This window comes from Methanobacterium spitsbergense (genome assembly GCF_019931065.1).
GTDB classification, from domain to species: domain Archaea; phylum Methanobacteriota; class Methanobacteria; order Methanobacteriales; family Methanobacteriaceae; genus Methanobacterium_B; species Methanobacterium_B spitsbergense.
The window spans coordinates 24,760-39,630 of the sequence record NZ_JAIOUQ010000005.1 but is presented as its reverse complement, the minus strand read 5'-3'; the positions used below and the strand labels follow the sequence as shown (position 1 = coordinate 39,630).

Sequence of the window (14,871 nt, the reverse complement as noted above, 5' to 3'; positions counted from 1 at the left end):
CAGGACGTGATGTTATGGGTGCAAATGAATATCATAAAAAAGGAAATTTCATAGATTCAGAATTGGGAAAGAAAAATACAGATTCAAAGGGATCACCTGTCTGTGCTGCACGTATGGATCCTTCAAAGGCCTATGCAGAAATTCCTCAACTGCTTCAGAAGGTAATTAACGACGATGATCCAGAGGCATGGGCAGCGATAGTTGAAAAAATCGACTATATATACGCCCATATTGATCATTCTCTGATCTGTCTTGACATGGAAACAGGATTCATTAAAGAGGTGAAATTTCTGACAGAATCAGGAAAGAAATTGTTATTCAAACCTAATTTGGTCGGGCCACAGGTTATTGAACCTAATACTCACGGTGAAGATCTGGGTGCACCTATTTGTACGGACTGGTCGGTGATAGCTGCTTTGATGAGGTGGTTCCATGATAAACTAGCCATCAACTATCACCAGATGTCTTTAGGTGAGGCTTCTACATCGTCCTTAATTTTGGAATCTATTTTTAGTGATATTGCAGGGAAAAAAATCACTTCTGAAGCTGTTTTTGAAGGACGAAGTGGGGATTTTAATGGAGGTTGGGGTTTCTACTTCGTTCGTAAGTATTTGGGTGAGCATCATCAATCATCCCATACTGACGACCCCATGAAGGGCTATGAAGACAGCATTGCAGGTAGATACATTACTCCAGGTAAAGCAAGTGATCGGTTGATGGTTTACGATCTAAACAAGCTAGACCATGATTCATCCCGTGGAAGAACGGTTCCAGTTCCAGAGGGAGAGAATTACAAAGAAATCACCATTCACAAGGTAATAATTGGTGGTCATCCAGCTAATTCTGAAGATATGAAAGATTATCCGGGTTCCATACTCATAAATGTTCCCAAACTCAAAATCCATGCCCAGGACCTAATCACCAATGCAATTAAAAATCTTGGTATAGGACTCTACCCCACACAATGTCACTCGGGTACGTGCGATAAAAATACATGGAAATACGCGTTACCATCTACAGAAATGCCTAGTTATAAAGCAAAGCTTCCACACATGCCATGGGTTGTGGAAATGGATGATGAAACCAACCTGCCTGTAAAGGACGAAAACGGAAAATACTTAACCACAAAGACTGCAGGAATGCCCGGAACTCAGGCTGATATTATTAAAGCAGTACAGGCCCAGAATGTGTTCATGGTACATGTTTCAGATTCCATCAATATGATCAATCTTAACCATAATGCTGAAGGTATCGCTGTCAGAATTCCTGAAGGATACATCTTCTCATCACTAGACTGTATTGCAATGGACATTCTATGCTCAAGATACTGTTTCAAGACAGTGCCCATGTCTGAAGGATTGGAACTCAAAAGAAAGAACAATTGGAACACCGAGTTTGTGCATCATGTTCCTGTGGCTAAAATTGAAGGAAAAAATATAATAACAACAGAGGGACTTGATTCACCTCTTTTCAGATATAATCTATATCAATATGCTGAAAAAAGAGGATTAGGACAGCAGCAGTACTATGTAACAGGATGGGACAGTATAAACAGCACACCAATGGCATCGCTCTCCGGTCATCTTGGTAGAATTGAAAATAACAAATTCATTGAAATGATGACAAATACCATGTATTACAATCCTAGCTGCATGCTTTGGGATATGCAAAAAACTATCATGAGCTATGCAGAAGCACATGATACCCTAACAGGTTCTTCAATTGTAAATGAATTCATGGAAGGGTTTGATGAGAACGGTGATGGAATAATAGACTACGATGAGAATGGTAAAAAAGGATTCTGGACTCCTGGTTTCAGTATGCTCTCTCATGCATTGGATATTCAAATCACACAAGATTATGGTGAGCAGAAGGGTTCTTTTTATCAGACAGCTAATTTTGTACTTAAACATACAGATAAGAACTGGAGTCCACAGGGTCATGATTTTGCCAAGGAGTTCATGTTAATTTCGATTGCAACTTTGGCATTTGAAATGTCAAAGTCGGAAATAACGAACGAAGATCCTTTTGTTCCTGGAATGAGCTGGGGAAATGGTATGTGGCCAAGCTGGCAGCTCGCAAGATGGGTATTGTTATCTAATAGTATATATGGTGCACAATCAACTGATAAGATCAGCAACAATTCTCTTTTTGGAACAGCATTCAGTTATGCTGATAAGACTAGAAATAACGGGGCATATACTGGAAGTGTAGACCCGATGATATCCAGTCCTGATGCAGTCAATGCATATTTTGAAGCGGTTTCTAAGGGAGATGATAGCTTGGATTTCACCCTGTATGTACCATTAGGCTTGGGGAGTCTTGATGACAAAAATATTCCTAATGTAAAAGAGACGAACGATCCTAACAAGATATTCACAGCTAGCTTTAATAATGGTCAGGAGATATGGTAAGTTTTGAATAGTCTATATTTAACTTTATCAAACCTTCAACATTTTTTTTAAAGATAAATTTAAGGAGGAAATAAGGTGGAATCACAAAAAGAGCAAAAAACTTTTTTAAAAATGAGAGAAGAATCTGATCTCTCCCTGGAAGTTGTAATCTTACTTATAATAGGAGTATTTACACTAATATTTGGATTGCTTCTATTTAAAATTCATACAGGATCTTTACCTTATACCGCTGATAGCACATATGGTTTATTCCTTGTAATTGTTTCTTTTCAAATAGTTACAATGGGTAAAACACCATTTGGTGATCTCCGCAGGTCTTGGCTGCTTATCATAATAGGTATAATAACAGCAATTATTGGAATGACTGCATGTTTCATACCAGGTATCATATCCGAAATTGTAAGGATACTTGTTGGATTAATCCTTTTTGCAGGGGGAATAGCCCTAATTTTACAACTCTATTTAAATGAAGAAAAGGCAAAAACATGGATGAAAAATCCAGGAATATTACAACAATTAACTGTATCGTGCAGTCTTGTCTATATATTAATGATTATTTTAGGCATTATAACACTTCTACCAGGCATAACAACAGATTATCTAACTGCAGTATTCTTAATTATATACAGTATCAGCATTTTCTACCTTGCATACTGTCTTCAGAAAATTACGCGGTTGTATGCTTCTGATAAAGCAATAAATCCTAAATTGGATTTAGAAAATTCAGATAATAATTCTAAGAGTGGTTTTAAATTATTAGCGGATGCATCTATTCCTGTTTCCATTGCAACCATAATAATGGTAGGAACACTAATAACATTACTTGGATTAGTCCTTTTTCCGGTGGTAAGTGGTATAATACCATTTTCAACAGATGGAGAGCTTGGTCTGCTCTTGGTTCTCAATGCTATCCAGATAATGGTCCTAGGAGAAACCCCACTTGGTGAGTTTAAACGTTCATGGCTAATGGTAATCCTTGGAATTGTATTTGCAGCGTTTGGAATATTTTCATGTATTGTTCCAGGAATCTTTACAGGATACATCATATTACTCATTGCATTTTTGAATATCACCGGGGGATCAATATTAATTATTAAACGTTACCTACCTGTTGTTCAGGCAACCAGATCACCATCAGCAGAAGTGCAAAACATTCCACCTATTGTTAAAAAGTTAATGGTATCACAGACACTGCTGAATATTGCATCTATTGCATTTGGTGTGTCCATGCTTATACCGGGTATCATTCCAGGCATGGTTATTGCAGGAATTCTTGTTATAAACGGGCTCCTATTCTTTGTGCTGGCGTCTTATATTCAAAAACTGATGCATTATGGTGAAAATGGAAAACAGCAATCAGATATTTCTTGAATTAAGTACATCAAATACTGTAAAAGTAAGTTATAGTGGAAATGAAGCAATGGATGGCCTGCAACATCAACAACTGCAGTGATACATCACACTAAATAACAATATTTAATTTTTTTTTGAATAAATTAAATTCTTAAAGCTGAATTAGATTACCTTTAAATGTCATAAAAATCAATAATATTATATACTAAATTTATAGTAATTGCTTGCTTTTTTTAGTATAGAATTAAAAAAAATTATATATGGAGCTGATTTTTATTTTTAATATTACAGGGTATATCCCTATTGTCTCAACTATGTTAGGGGTAGTTATGGGACTGACATCTAGTGAGATAAGTAACAGGCGCAGGGATAAAAGAAGAAAGAATAGGAAAATAAATTCTACCCGTACATTAATTTCCCTTGAAAATGATAGAAATATAGAACTTCTTAAGGATTTCTGGTATAAATTAAACAAAGACGAAGAAAGTGAAATAATTGTAGATGACTTTAAAATCCGTCATGCACATCGTCTGATTAAAATGCCCATGCATTCATGGAATGAAACAATGTGGAAAAACCAGGCATCGTTACTGGCAATAACATTCACAGATAGGGAAATAATTGCCATATCATCCTTTAAAAATTGTTTAGAACATCTAAAATCAATTTATTATAAATTAATAGATCTGGATACAAAGGACAGGGAATATAACAGCACTTATGGTTCAAGTGGGGTTGAACTATCATCTTTACCCCGATCTAACCGTTTCAAAGAGGAAGCACCAGGATTATGGGATGAATTTGAAGAGATAACCCTCAACCTCTTAGAAAATGGTAATCCCCTCACAAGAAATAAAAAGTGAATAAACTCACTTGGAATAATTTTTTCAATAATTTATTGATTTGGAGATTATATCATTTAGCTATCTACTAAACCCAGAATTCGTCCTGTTAAAATGATCAAATAGGGCGTAATTATCATTTGAGACAATATACTTCCGATTAGTGGAATTGATCTCACTTCTGGTGCAAAGCATAGATAAAAAGAGCCTAATATAATCCATGTAACTAAATATGGAATTAATAATTTTTTTATTCCAACACTTCTCAATTTTTCTTTGATCTGTTTAAAATTATATGCAGATCTTAATGTTCCGTTGTGATGTGCCATATTCAGGATTGCTGGCAATAACAAAAAAGTCATTGGAAAGATTAGGAGTATTCCTGCGATTAACACTCCTATGCCTAAATTTTGTTCCCAAAATGCATTTGTTACAGTAGAATTAATATAGAATCCGCCTATAAGAATTACCACAATAGGGAGAAGGTAATATGTCAAACTTACAGTTGTTTCTTTAATTCCATGGATAAACATGGACCGTAGGCCTGTCAATTTTGGTAAGTTGGTACTGCCTTTAACTGTTTGCTCAACCACTTTAAAAATATATCCTGCCTCTAACATAGCAAAGAAAAATACTAATAAGATACCCAAAGATAAGAAGAAAGGATTGTAAGAAAAATCAGCTATATAATCATTTATCACGTTTGCAACCAAAAGCACTATTCCCAGTAGAAGTATCATCTTTATGTCTGAAAGGGGTACTTCAAGGAATCCATTAATAGATCTTTAAGTTTCAAAACTAACCCCACTCTTTTATAAATATTTTATAAGTAAATTATATCAAAATCTGAATATCTTAACATTTATTTAGTCATTTATATTGTATTTACATTTTTTTTAATTAAGGATTGATTTTATCAAAAAATTGTATTTACTCATAAAAGATGAGAAATGTAGTGGATTTTTATTTACCAAATGATTTTGGTGGATCTTAAAAAAAATAGTTTAAGATAGGGTTTATTTCCCTATATTAAATTTTAACTTTTAGGTTTTTAACCTATTCTGGTTTCCTTTTTAAGAAATTTATTTCATTGCTGCTGTTAGTGTAACGGTACCTGAATTGTTGATTGTTATTGTATGAAACAGTTTTCGATGTTCCCTGAGGATAATGTAGATCATCATAATGAATTATACTAATATCCGCTGTATTACTATTTGTTTTTTGATGATCATTTACTTGGACATAGGTGAATTTGTGAGTTACTTGGTCTACTGCATGTACAGGTAATAAATTCACCATCAACAGCAATGCAAATATAAAAACTATTTTCCTGTTTGCAATACCCCCTCCTAAACTTTTGTAGAGTAAACATTGGTTTGAACATTTAAATGATTATTCCAAGTTTTCACCCAAATTAATGACCAATTCAACCCATATTATTATTTTAAAGCCCAAATACAGTTCCATAGTAATAAAAAATATTTGTTATATTTATTATCCAGGGCATGATCAGAGTGTTAAATGAATTTTTTTTATAGATAATTTATTTAAAAAAGATCTTAAAGCCCAGAAACCTAAATAATAGATTAGTTATTAAATTAAGATGGTAATGAATTGCAATTAGTGATTAGTAATAGTTTATAAACGATCAAATTCTATATAGAATGATTGTTTAAACCAAAATCCTATTAAAACTTAATTCTATTACTAAATATCAATTGGAATATTCAAACAATATTATTGATATAAGAATCTAATTTAAAATTGGAGATGTTTTTATTATGGTTACAGAGAAAGAAATTGAGTTTAAGAAATATGAAGAATGTGTTAATGAATATAAAGAGTTATTGGAAGATCTAACTTCCATTAAAGAGGGTAATGATCTGCCTGTTTCTGAGTTTGGGAGTCGTTGTAATGATTTAATAGAAAAATTTAAAACCATTAAATATTTAGGTATTCTAGAAGAACAGGCCAGAGCAATGGCCATTAATGATCTTTCAAAATTTATATCTGAAGCTAAGGATATCCAAAATAAAGAATAGATTTTTGAAAATGTTTTGAGAGTTAATTTTCTCAACAATTTTGGGTTATTATTCTTATCAAGAATTTTGCAGGTCAAATAAAACCTGCAATATCTCTTAAATTTTTTCTATTTTTATATTATATCTGGATTGTCTTAGTATAGTAGTGTTGGGTTTTCTTTTCCATCTATATACTCTATCCTCTCTTCTGTTGATTGCTCCAGTTTTTTGATTGAGTCCATTATATCATTAAAAAGCATTTCAACCATATCTTTACTGAAACTCTCCTTTACAACCATTCTTAAAACAGCAACGTCTTCAGCATTTGCTGGAAGTGTATAGGCCGGTACTATCCATCCTTTTTGTCTGAGTTTTTCAGATAGATGGAATGCACTGAATTCAGAGTTTTGAAGTTGCGCAGTTACTATTGGAAATGTGATACTCTTATTAATAACTTCAAACTTTTTTGTTCCATTTAATTTGCTTGCAAGGTAATGTGCATTTTCCTGCATATTTTCCATTATCTGCTTATAACCTTTCATTCCAAGCCTTATTAAGTTGTAGTACTGTGCTATAATTGTACTGCTTCCTTTTGAGAAATTTAAGGAGTAGTTGGGCATTATTCCACCAAGATAATTTATATTGAATATAAGTTCTTCTGGTAAGTCAGTTCTGTCTTTAAATATTAACCATCCAACACCCGGGTATACTAACCCATATTTATGCCCGGATACATTGATGGATCGTACCTGTTCCAGTCTGAAATCCCATTTTATATCAGGGTAAAGGAAGGGCAGAATAAAACCTCCACTTGCACCATCAACATGAATTGGGATATCCCATCCTTTAGTTTCCTTAATTTCTAATAAAGCTGTGTTAATTTCTTCGATAGGATCCATTTGTCCCGTAAATGTTGTTCCAACCACCGTCCCCACAGCTATGGTATTTTCATCTACCTGGGTTATAATGTCCTCGGCAGATACTGTGTATATATCCTCATTCAAACCACTTATACAGCTGAATGAAGACATTACCTTGGTAATTTCTGTTTCCGTTGTTTTACAGACATTCTTTTTTAGAGGTATGAGTTTAAGTTCAACATCGAAGTACAGGGCAAATTTTTCCCATACAGTATGTACATCTGCACCCATCACAATGTTTGGTTTGTCGGTTGGTTTGCCTTCGGCTTCTCTACGTTTTTTCCATGTCCATTTATGGGCCAGAAGTCCCAGCATAATAGATTCAGACGAACCTATAGTTCCGCTTCCAATTGAATTAGCTTCTTTTGGTGCGTTGAATAGTCTTGCAAGCATATTTACAACCCTGTTCTGGATTACTTCTGTTTGGGGATATTCATCGTTGTCAACGTAGTTCTTGCCAATGCTTTCCATTATAAGTTTATCTGCTTCGGGTTCCATCCAGGTTGTTACAAAACTTGCTAAGTTTAAAGATGGATTACCATCTAAATTCAGTTCATCATGTATTATCTGATAGGCTGCCCTTGCAGGCATACCTTCTTCAGGCATTTCATATTTGGGAACGGGTTTAGTAAAGTAACGACTACCATAGGTGGTTGTGTGTTCCCTTTCTATTTTACTCATGTGATCCAAATTTTTCTTATCTGATAACAATTCTAAATCCCCCTAAATTTTATATAAAAAAATTCAACTATAAATGAAAAAGAATTTCTTTTGTTTATTTTAAATAAACTTAAAAACTATGAAATAATTCAAAAATAAATAATTGACATTTTTTCTATGGTTGTTTTATGAAATACTTACTTGATATTAATGAAATGATAAAAAATATTGAATAAAATATGAATCAATTCATTTTTGAAATCTATTTCTAAGTTATTCTTTTGGTCTTTAATAGCTATATATCTTGTTCTTTCTAATGGTTCTACAGATATACAATTAGCTGGAAATCATTGGAAATAGAACTACTGGCCAGTATTTTTTGATTTAATATAATATTATATCCCCAACGGGAATTCTAGCATAAAATTTATAGAAAGCATAAAAAAGGTTCCAGTATCATAAAGTGTATATAGACCCTCAACCTAATATAAAGATAGAGCAGGGAAAGGTTTCATTTCAAGTTTACAATTTTATCAAAAAGGTATATCGCTTTATTTTTTTGTGAAAAGAAATCTCCCTGCTCGCCTCCGATTTATAAACAAAAAATTAGAGGTAATTATTATTTCCCAAAATAATAGATTTTAAAATTTATTATAGAATTAGTTCCTATACAATTATTTTTATTAAAATTGGGATTTTAATTTAAATTTTAGACTAAAATTAAATAATTTTTAATTATTGTAACATACAACGATTAAAAATAGAATTATGAAAAAAATTGAATACATGTGTTTATCCAACCCAACAACTTAATAAAGATTATATTGAATAAATTTGGGGAACATAGTCTATTTTAAATGTTTAAAATGTAAGATGTATGGTTATAAATTCTTCTTATTATAAAAAAAATGGTTGGATAAGAATAACTGTTGATAATTTTAATGAATAGAAACATCTTATAAAGATAATATAGGTGGGTAAATTATGAATGAAAACTTAAAAACTGCTTGTTGTTATAATTGTAGATACTTAGATGAAAATGATCATGTTAAGAAAATCAGTTTACCCAAGTACATGTGCAGTCTACAAAAAAGTTACAAATATAAATATTCTCGTTGTGATAACCATCAAGAGAAGTTACCTGGAATGGTGATTAAATGAGTAATTTAGTCCATAAAACTGATGGCGGATTTATGGAGAAAATGGACAACGGAGTTAAATGCCAAAAATGTGGCTATTTTTTAAAAACAAGCGAAATTACAGCGGCATATCTCTATGGAAAAATTCTTTTACCTTTCAATTCAGGCCAATGTAAAATGAATATGTAAATATATTCTAGTCTAAACGAGGCGATAAAATGAAGTGCACTCGAAGGTTAGTTTATTGTAACGATCAATTCCATGTGATACTACCAGATAAGTGGGTGAAAGCTGTAAATATACATAAAGGCGATCATGTAACATTAAATATTGATGATAACGATTTTCATAAGCTTATAATAAAAAAAAGTGAGATTGTTTTCAATATTTTTATAACTTTAACGTATCTAAAATAAGAATTAGGGATAATCTTATTACTATTTTTGGAATTTATTTGATTTAAATAGTTTAAAACTTGTTTGGAATTCTTAAAAACATTATATACATTTTAATTACATGTTGAAGGAATCAAAGCTTAAGATAAATTAATAATAAGATTAGAATCATAATATAATTAAAAATTCATTAAAATACCATAAAAAACGGTGATTTATATGAACAATTTTGAAGATATCAATGAATTTAGGCCATCAATTAATACATTAAATAGAGTTTTAAATGGAACTTTGGATAATAGAAATGATTATGTTGTTGCGTATGATGGAAATTTACCTAGATTAGCAAATTATTTAATTCAACATAATATCCCCTTTGAGTTTGTTACAAAAGGTAGGGAAATAAAAATACCAATAGAAATGGTACATATTGAAAAAACTGAATAAAATAATTTTGACTTTGTAAATCAAAAAAAAATTTACTTAAAATCCTAATAAATCAAGCAACTTCCTTTCAACATATCTGTTCTGGCCTTTATATGGAAAATCATGTGCATACAGTATAGGATTAAAATTCAGTTCGATTATGCTATGGTTGTTTTTAGTGGGTTCTGCTTTTACATCCTGGATGATTATATCTGCACCACAGATTTTTGCACCAACTGCCTTTGCAGAGTTTACAGCAATGATTTTATAGTCATCTAATATCTCATCTGTATAATCAATGCTATCACCACCAGTGCTGATATTGGAATTTTCTCTAAGATATACGATTTCACCATTATTTGGAACATAATACAAGTCCTTATCTTGATTGGCCAGATAATTCTCTTCAATTAAACCGATACTGATTTTTTCTAGCGGAGTCACATGTCCCTTACCCCTTTGTGGGCTCTTATTTTTTTCATGAACCAGTTCTTCTATAGTTTGTACTCCATTCCCAACAACATTTGCAGGATCCCGATTCAGTATTGCAACAACTTCCTCCCCAATTACTAAGAACCTATACTCTTTACCCTCTATGAATTCTTCAATCATAACTGAGTTATCATATTTTAATGCACGGACAATTGCAGTATTGTAGTCTTCCTTGGATTTTAGGTTTTTCAATATTAATACACCCTCACCAAAATTAGTTGATTTAGGTTTTATCACAATATCCTTACCAACCAAGTCAGAATATTTTTCCATTGCATCATCAACATGCTTTACAGTTACACTCATGGGCACGTTAATGCCATGTTCTTTAAGAACCATTTTTGTTACTTCTTTGTTTTCCATGATTAACGGGGCTATATATGTGTCAGCAGAAGTTTTGGTTGCCTGTTTCACATATTCAACTTTATTACCTTTTTTTAAACGGATAAAATTATCATCACTGTCAAGTACATCGATCTCAATACTCCTGTTCAATGCTTCCTTGATAATGAGTTGAGTTGAAAGTTCAAGCCCTTCATAGCTTTCTTTTAAAATAATAATGTCCTCCTGATACTAGTTTATATTTAAATTATTTACAGCACATCTGGTTCCAAATTCTAGAAAGTCTTCCTTATTATTTTCCATTTCCCTGTGAATCCTTTCGGAAGGTAGGAAAGATATATCAAAAAGCTTTTTATGCTCATTTTCAACGCTATTTCGATATTTATCATCACCTGTAGCATTGGACATTAAATCTGCTATCATTTTGAGCTTTACAAATATTTCCTCTCCCCATTGTTTCAATGCAATTGCTCTTCCATTATATTTTTGGAGTAATAGATTTTCTTTCCTTCCGAACAATGTTATTAAATGGTGATTTAAATTTATTCTATCATATTCCTCTTCGGTGATGGGGTTGCTTTGTTCAAACAAACAGAAGAGCATAAACACTTGAATGAAATACATCTGTTCAAGGCTTAAACCCAACTTTTCAAATGGATTTAAATCAAGAATCCTCACTTCTACATATTGAACTCCTCTTTTTTCCAGTGCATCCAGTTGGGTTTCGTCTTTGCCTATATTTTGCTTAAGTCTAATTGAGGAGTAAAATTCGCTTTCATTCTGCAAAATATTCCCATTCAGTTGTATTTGAGAGTTGTTCTTATATAATCCAAGCTTAGAATAGTCATCATTCCTAGTTGTCATGAGTTTACGGATCTTTTTTGAATATTCGTCCAGACTATTAAAATATATATTTTGGTTGTGTTTAAGGATATTTGAATAACCAAATCTGCTTACACGTAGGGATGTTGCGTATTGATTGAAATTTTTAATACTTTCCACACAGCTAGAACAGGATTTCTGAATGATTTTAATTTCTTTGTCTATTACAGAATAATATGTAGGATGGCAGAATGGTGAGGCACCAAAAAGGTAAATTAACATCCAACGGTAACGTAGAAAGTTTCTTGTAAGGGCAAAATGTATTTCATTAATAAATGAACGTTTATCCTTTCCATTTCCAAGCAGATCATATAAATAATCAACCATTTCTTTATCAAACGAAAAATTATAGTGAATACCTGATATCATCTGCATTTTCTTACCATATCTCAGTGCCAGTCCCTTTCGATATATTTCTTTATATATTCCCTCTTCTGAATCTGGAAAGCTTGCAATGGGAATGTTATTTTCATCTGGAAGTTTGGGCGGCATACTGAGGGGCCATAGTAGTTCATCTCCAATACCATTTTCAACCTCGGTACATATGGTATTTAATTCCTCATATGCTTCTTCAATTGTCTTAAAGGTTGGTGTTATCATCTCGATATGACTTTCAGAAAAATCAGTTGTGATACGTTGATTTTCTAATTTATCTCCAAAAACTGGCGGGTGAGGAGTTAATGCCAGATCACCAGATGATATGATCCTTTGAGACTCTCTTTCAAAGCCGAAATTTCCTTCTGACAACAGTTTTCCCTTTTTATCTTTTAAAAAAGATGTTAATATTTCTGAAAAGTCCCAGTTCATAAAAATCATCCTGTTTTAATAAATAAATATTTTTCAATTCATGCCATCCAAATCAATTTAATAATCTTAAACTTTCAGTGCATATCTTCAATTAAATGATCCATTTTTTTTATGAATTTAAAAATAGAGCATTCTTGATTAAAAAAAAAATCTTAATGATAAAATTTAATAAAATGTGTTTTATGTATTGTTCCATATCTCTTCGGCTTCATCTTTCCCTTCAGCTTCTTTTTTTTGTTTTTCAATGTCTTTAACTTCATTAATCAATCCAGCTAATTCTTTATCCATTTCTAGGTAAGTTTTTAACGAAGTTTTCATTTCTGGGGTACATTCAATACTTCCTTTATACTTGAATTTTTCATCTTCAGACATTTTCCACTCAGAATACTTTCCTATCTTGATATAACCATATTTTAATAATAAATCCCCTAAGTATCCAAGTGTGTGTCTTAAAGATTCAATTATTCTTTTATTAGAATCTGATATATTATAATGGGTGGAAAATGCAGGATATACTTTACATTCTTTTTTTAAATCGTTTATAGGGCATTTATGGCTCCAGAACTTATCGGTGCCTAAATGCATTTCAACAATTTCGGGAATCAGTTTTATTAATTCTCTACATTCATATTTTAGGTCCCGTATACCTTCTTTACCATATTTCTTAGTAATATCTGGATGTGATAGAACATATTCCTTGATGGTATCCTTATAAAATTTAGTAACATAAATTTCAGTCTCATTTAAGAAAGTAATTAAAACAGGTGCCATTTTCTGACGAGTCTTATCTATTTTAATCGTCAGATCTTCAATTTTTCCATCATATTCAGATTTATCCATTTACTTTGGTCCCCTTAAATGAATTGAATTAAATTTTAATCTAAATTTTATTTTTAGTAATTTTTGTTTATTTAAAGCAAAATAAATATTTTTTTCGTTAATCTATAACTATCACTTAATAATATTAGTTTGTAATCTTTTTTGTGCTTATTTTTGATAAATAATGAGAAAATTTATGATCTTCCCTGTAATTTATTATAATTCTATAACATTAGAAACGGAGTTAATATATATTTTTAGGAATTAATGAGATTAAAAAAAGTAGGGATATTTTGAGTTAAAAAAAAAATATTATAATTTTAAATTTTAACTCATTGTAATTTAATACATCCTTTAGAAACTACAGTCTGGTATTTCCTATTTTTTTTCTTTAGGTTTTGTTGCTTCCATATTTTCTGTTTTTAGGAAGTTTGAAATATCTGTTATGCTGTTCATTAATGGTGCTGGGAATATTATGGTTGAATTTTTCTCCACAGCTATCTGGTTGAGTACCTGCATAATTCTGAGCTGTAATGCAATTGGATGTTCAGATATGATGTCTGCGGCATCTCCCAGTTTAGCAGCTGATAGGAATTCACCCTCAGCAGCAATAATTTTAGCTCTCTTTTCCCTTTCAGCCTCAGCTTGCAATCCTATTACTCGTTTCATGTTCTCTGGAAGTGTAATGTCTTTTATTTCTACTGTGGTGACATTGATTCCCCAAGGTTCACTGTGTTCATCTATGATTTCCTTGATTTTGGCGTTTATTTTAGGTGTTACAGAGAGTATTTCATCCAAGTTGAACTGTCCAACAACACTTCTAACTGTTGTTTGTGATATCTGGTTCACAGCGCGGGTATAATTTTCAACTTCAACAACTGCTTTGTAGGGATCAATAATTTTAAAATAGGCTACAGCAGCCACATCTATAGATACATTATCTTCTGTTATGATTTTCTGGGATTGTATAGGCATGGTAATTATCTGCAGTGAGGGTTTAACCATACGATCCACCAGAGGAATTAGTAGTCTCAACCCGGGTTCTTTAATACCAATTACCTTTCCAAGACGGAAAACAACACCCCTCTCATATTGATTAACTATCCTAATAGATAATCCTAGAATAATTAAAATAACAATGACAACAATGAATACAGTTACTAAATCAACCATTTTTATTAACCCTCCTAATTTTTTGAAATATTCTCTATATGTTATTAATTCATACTTAATATTTCTGACAACTTAACTCATCTTTTATCATTTATGTTCACCATAAATTATAACCTTTTTGGATATAACTGATAGATTTCCAGTTGATAATATTTTAAAACAAATTTTATGATTATAAAATTCTTT

The 14,871-nt window shown here is 31.8% G+C and carries 14 protein-coding genes; 7 read left to right on the top strand and 7 right to left on the bottom strand.

What is annotated here, in order from left to right; genetic code table 11:
- The first annotated feature begins 14 nt into the window (after positions 1-14).
- From K8N75_RS05385 to K8N75_RS05375, 3 genes are all read left to right on the top strand, one after another.
- Positions 15-2,414: a DUF362 domain-containing protein gene (locus K8N75_RS05385; RefSeq protein ID WP_223791091.1), complete on the top strand. Its 2,400-nt coding sequence runs from the start codon at positions 15-17 to the stop codon at positions 2,412-2,414.
- Positions 2,415-2,489: 75 nt separating this feature from the next.
- Positions 2,490-3,785 (top strand): hypothetical protein, encoded by a 1,296-nt coding sequence (locus tag K8N75_RS05380; RefSeq protein ID WP_223791090.1) that lies wholly within the window; start codon positions 2,490-2,492, stop codon positions 3,783-3,785.
- Positions 3,786-4,096: 311 nt separating this feature from the next.
- Positions 4,097-4,630, top strand: coding sequence for a hypothetical protein (locus K8N75_RS05375; protein WP_223791089.1), 534 nt, complete (start codon positions 4,097-4,099; stop codon positions 4,628-4,630).
- Between the two features lie 56 nt (positions 4,631-4,686).
- Here the strand turns inward: K8N75_RS05375 and K8N75_RS05370 are convergent, their stop codons facing one another.
- Complete coding sequence (locus tag K8N75_RS05370) at positions 4,687-5,322, bottom strand: DUF4013 domain-containing protein (RefSeq protein WP_223791088.1); 636 nt, start codon at positions 5,320-5,322, stop codon at positions 4,687-4,689.
- A 343-nt stretch (positions 5,323-5,665) separates the two neighbouring features.
- On the bottom strand, positions 5,666-5,908 hold the full coding sequence (locus tag K8N75_RS05365; RefSeq protein ID WP_223791087.1) for a hypothetical protein: 243 nt from the start codon (positions 5,906-5,908) through the stop codon (positions 5,666-5,668).
- Positions 5,909-6,390: 482 nt separating this feature from the next.
- Here K8N75_RS05365 and K8N75_RS05360 point away from each other — a divergent pair, with 482 nt between their 5' ends.
- Positions 6,391-6,651, top strand: a complete 261-nt coding sequence (locus K8N75_RS05360) for a hypothetical protein (RefSeq protein WP_223791086.1) — start codon at positions 6,391-6,393, stop codon at positions 6,649-6,651.
- A gap of 134 nt (positions 6,652-6,785) precedes the next feature.
- Here K8N75_RS05360 and K8N75_RS05355 read toward each other — a convergent pair whose 3' ends face one another.
- A complete protein-coding gene (locus tag K8N75_RS05355; RefSeq protein ID WP_223791085.1) occupies positions 6,786-8,261 on the bottom strand; it encodes a pyridoxal-dependent decarboxylase in 1,476 nt (491 codons plus the stop codon).
- A 933-nt stretch (positions 8,262-9,194) separates the two neighbouring features.
- Between K8N75_RS05355 and K8N75_RS05350 the strand changes: the two genes are divergently transcribed.
- From K8N75_RS05350 to K8N75_RS05340, 3 genes are all read left to right on the top strand, one after another.
- Positions 9,195-9,371 carry a hypothetical protein gene (locus tag K8N75_RS05350; RefSeq protein ID WP_223791084.1) on the top strand — a complete coding sequence of 59 codons (177 nt, stop codon included), beginning with the start codon at positions 9,195-9,197 and terminating at the stop codon, positions 9,369-9,371.
- Positions 9,368-9,538, top strand: a complete 171-nt coding sequence (locus K8N75_RS05345) for a hypothetical protein (protein ID WP_223791083.1) — start codon at positions 9,368-9,370, stop codon at positions 9,536-9,538. The genes K8N75_RS05350 and K8N75_RS05345 overlap by 4 nt, the downstream gene beginning before the upstream one ends.
- A 425-nt stretch (positions 9,539-9,963) precedes the next feature.
- Positions 9,964-10,191 carry a hypothetical protein gene (locus tag K8N75_RS05340; protein WP_223791082.1) on the top strand — a complete coding sequence of 76 codons (228 nt, stop codon included), beginning with the start codon at positions 9,964-9,966 and terminating at the stop codon, positions 10,189-10,191.
- Positions 10,192-10,227: 36 nt separating this feature from the next.
- Here the strand turns inward: K8N75_RS05340 and gshAB are convergent, their stop codons facing one another.
- The 4 genes from gshAB to K8N75_RS05320 all read right to left on the bottom strand — a co-directional run bounded on the left by gshAB (position 10,228) and on the right by K8N75_RS05320 (position 14,685).
- Entirely contained in the window at positions 10,228-11,217 is a 990-nt protein-coding gene (gshAB, locus tag K8N75_RS05335; protein ID WP_223791121.1) for a bifunctional glutamate--cysteine ligase GshA/glutathione synthetase GshB, read from the bottom strand.
- Between the two features lie 18 nt (positions 11,218-11,235).
- Entirely contained in the window at positions 11,236-12,693 is a 1,458-nt protein-coding gene (locus K8N75_RS05330; protein WP_223791081.1) for a glutamate--cysteine ligase, read from the bottom strand.
- Positions 12,694-12,873: 180 nt separating this feature from the next.
- Positions 12,874-13,533 carry a hypothetical protein gene (locus K8N75_RS05325; RefSeq protein ID WP_223791080.1) on the bottom strand — a complete coding sequence of 220 codons (660 nt, stop codon included), beginning with the start codon at positions 13,531-13,533 and terminating at the stop codon, positions 12,874-12,876.
- 357 nt (positions 13,534-13,890) lie between these two features.
- Complete coding sequence (locus K8N75_RS05320; RefSeq protein WP_223791079.1) at positions 13,891-14,685, bottom strand: slipin family protein; 795 nt, start codon at positions 14,683-14,685, stop codon at positions 13,891-13,893.
- Positions 14,686-14,871: the final 186 nt, after the last annotated feature.

Bases quoted from the DNA above. Each gene is read 5' to 3' on its own strand.
- K8N75_RS05385 (WP_223791091.1), top strand. From the start codon at position 15: ATGGGTGCAAATGAATATCATAAAAAAGGAAATTTCATAGATTCAGAA.
- K8N75_RS05375 (WP_223791089.1), top strand. From the start codon at position 4,097: ATGGGACTGACATCTAGTGAGATAAGTAACAGGCGCAGGGATAAAAGA.
- K8N75_RS05325 (WP_223791080.1), bottom strand. From the start codon at position 13,533: ATGGATAAATCTGAATATGATGGAAAAATTGAAGATCTGACGATTAAA.
- K8N75_RS05350 (WP_223791084.1), top strand. From the start codon at position 9,195: ATGAATGAAAACTTAAAAACTGCTTGTTGTTATAATTGTAGATACTTA.
- K8N75_RS05340 (WP_223791082.1), top strand. From the start codon at position 9,964: ATGAACAATTTTGAAGATATCAATGAATTTAGGCCATCAATTAATACA.
- K8N75_RS05345 (WP_223791083.1), top strand. From the start codon at position 9,368: ATGAGTAATTTAGTCCATAAAACTGATGGCGGATTTATGGAGAAAATG.
- K8N75_RS05360 (WP_223791086.1), top strand. From the start codon at position 6,391: ATGGTTACAGAGAAAGAAATTGAGTTTAAGAAATATGAAGAATGTGTT.
- K8N75_RS05365 (WP_223791087.1), bottom strand. From the start codon at position 5,908: ATGGTGAATTTATTACCTGTACATGCAGTAGACCAAGTAACTCACAAA.
- K8N75_RS05330 (WP_223791081.1), bottom strand. From the start codon at position 12,693: ATGAACTGGGACTTTTCAGAAATATTAACATCTTTTTTAAAAGATAAA.
- K8N75_RS05320 (WP_223791079.1), bottom strand. From the start codon at position 14,685: ATGGTTGATTTAGTAACTGTATTCATTGTTGTCATTGTTATTTTAATT.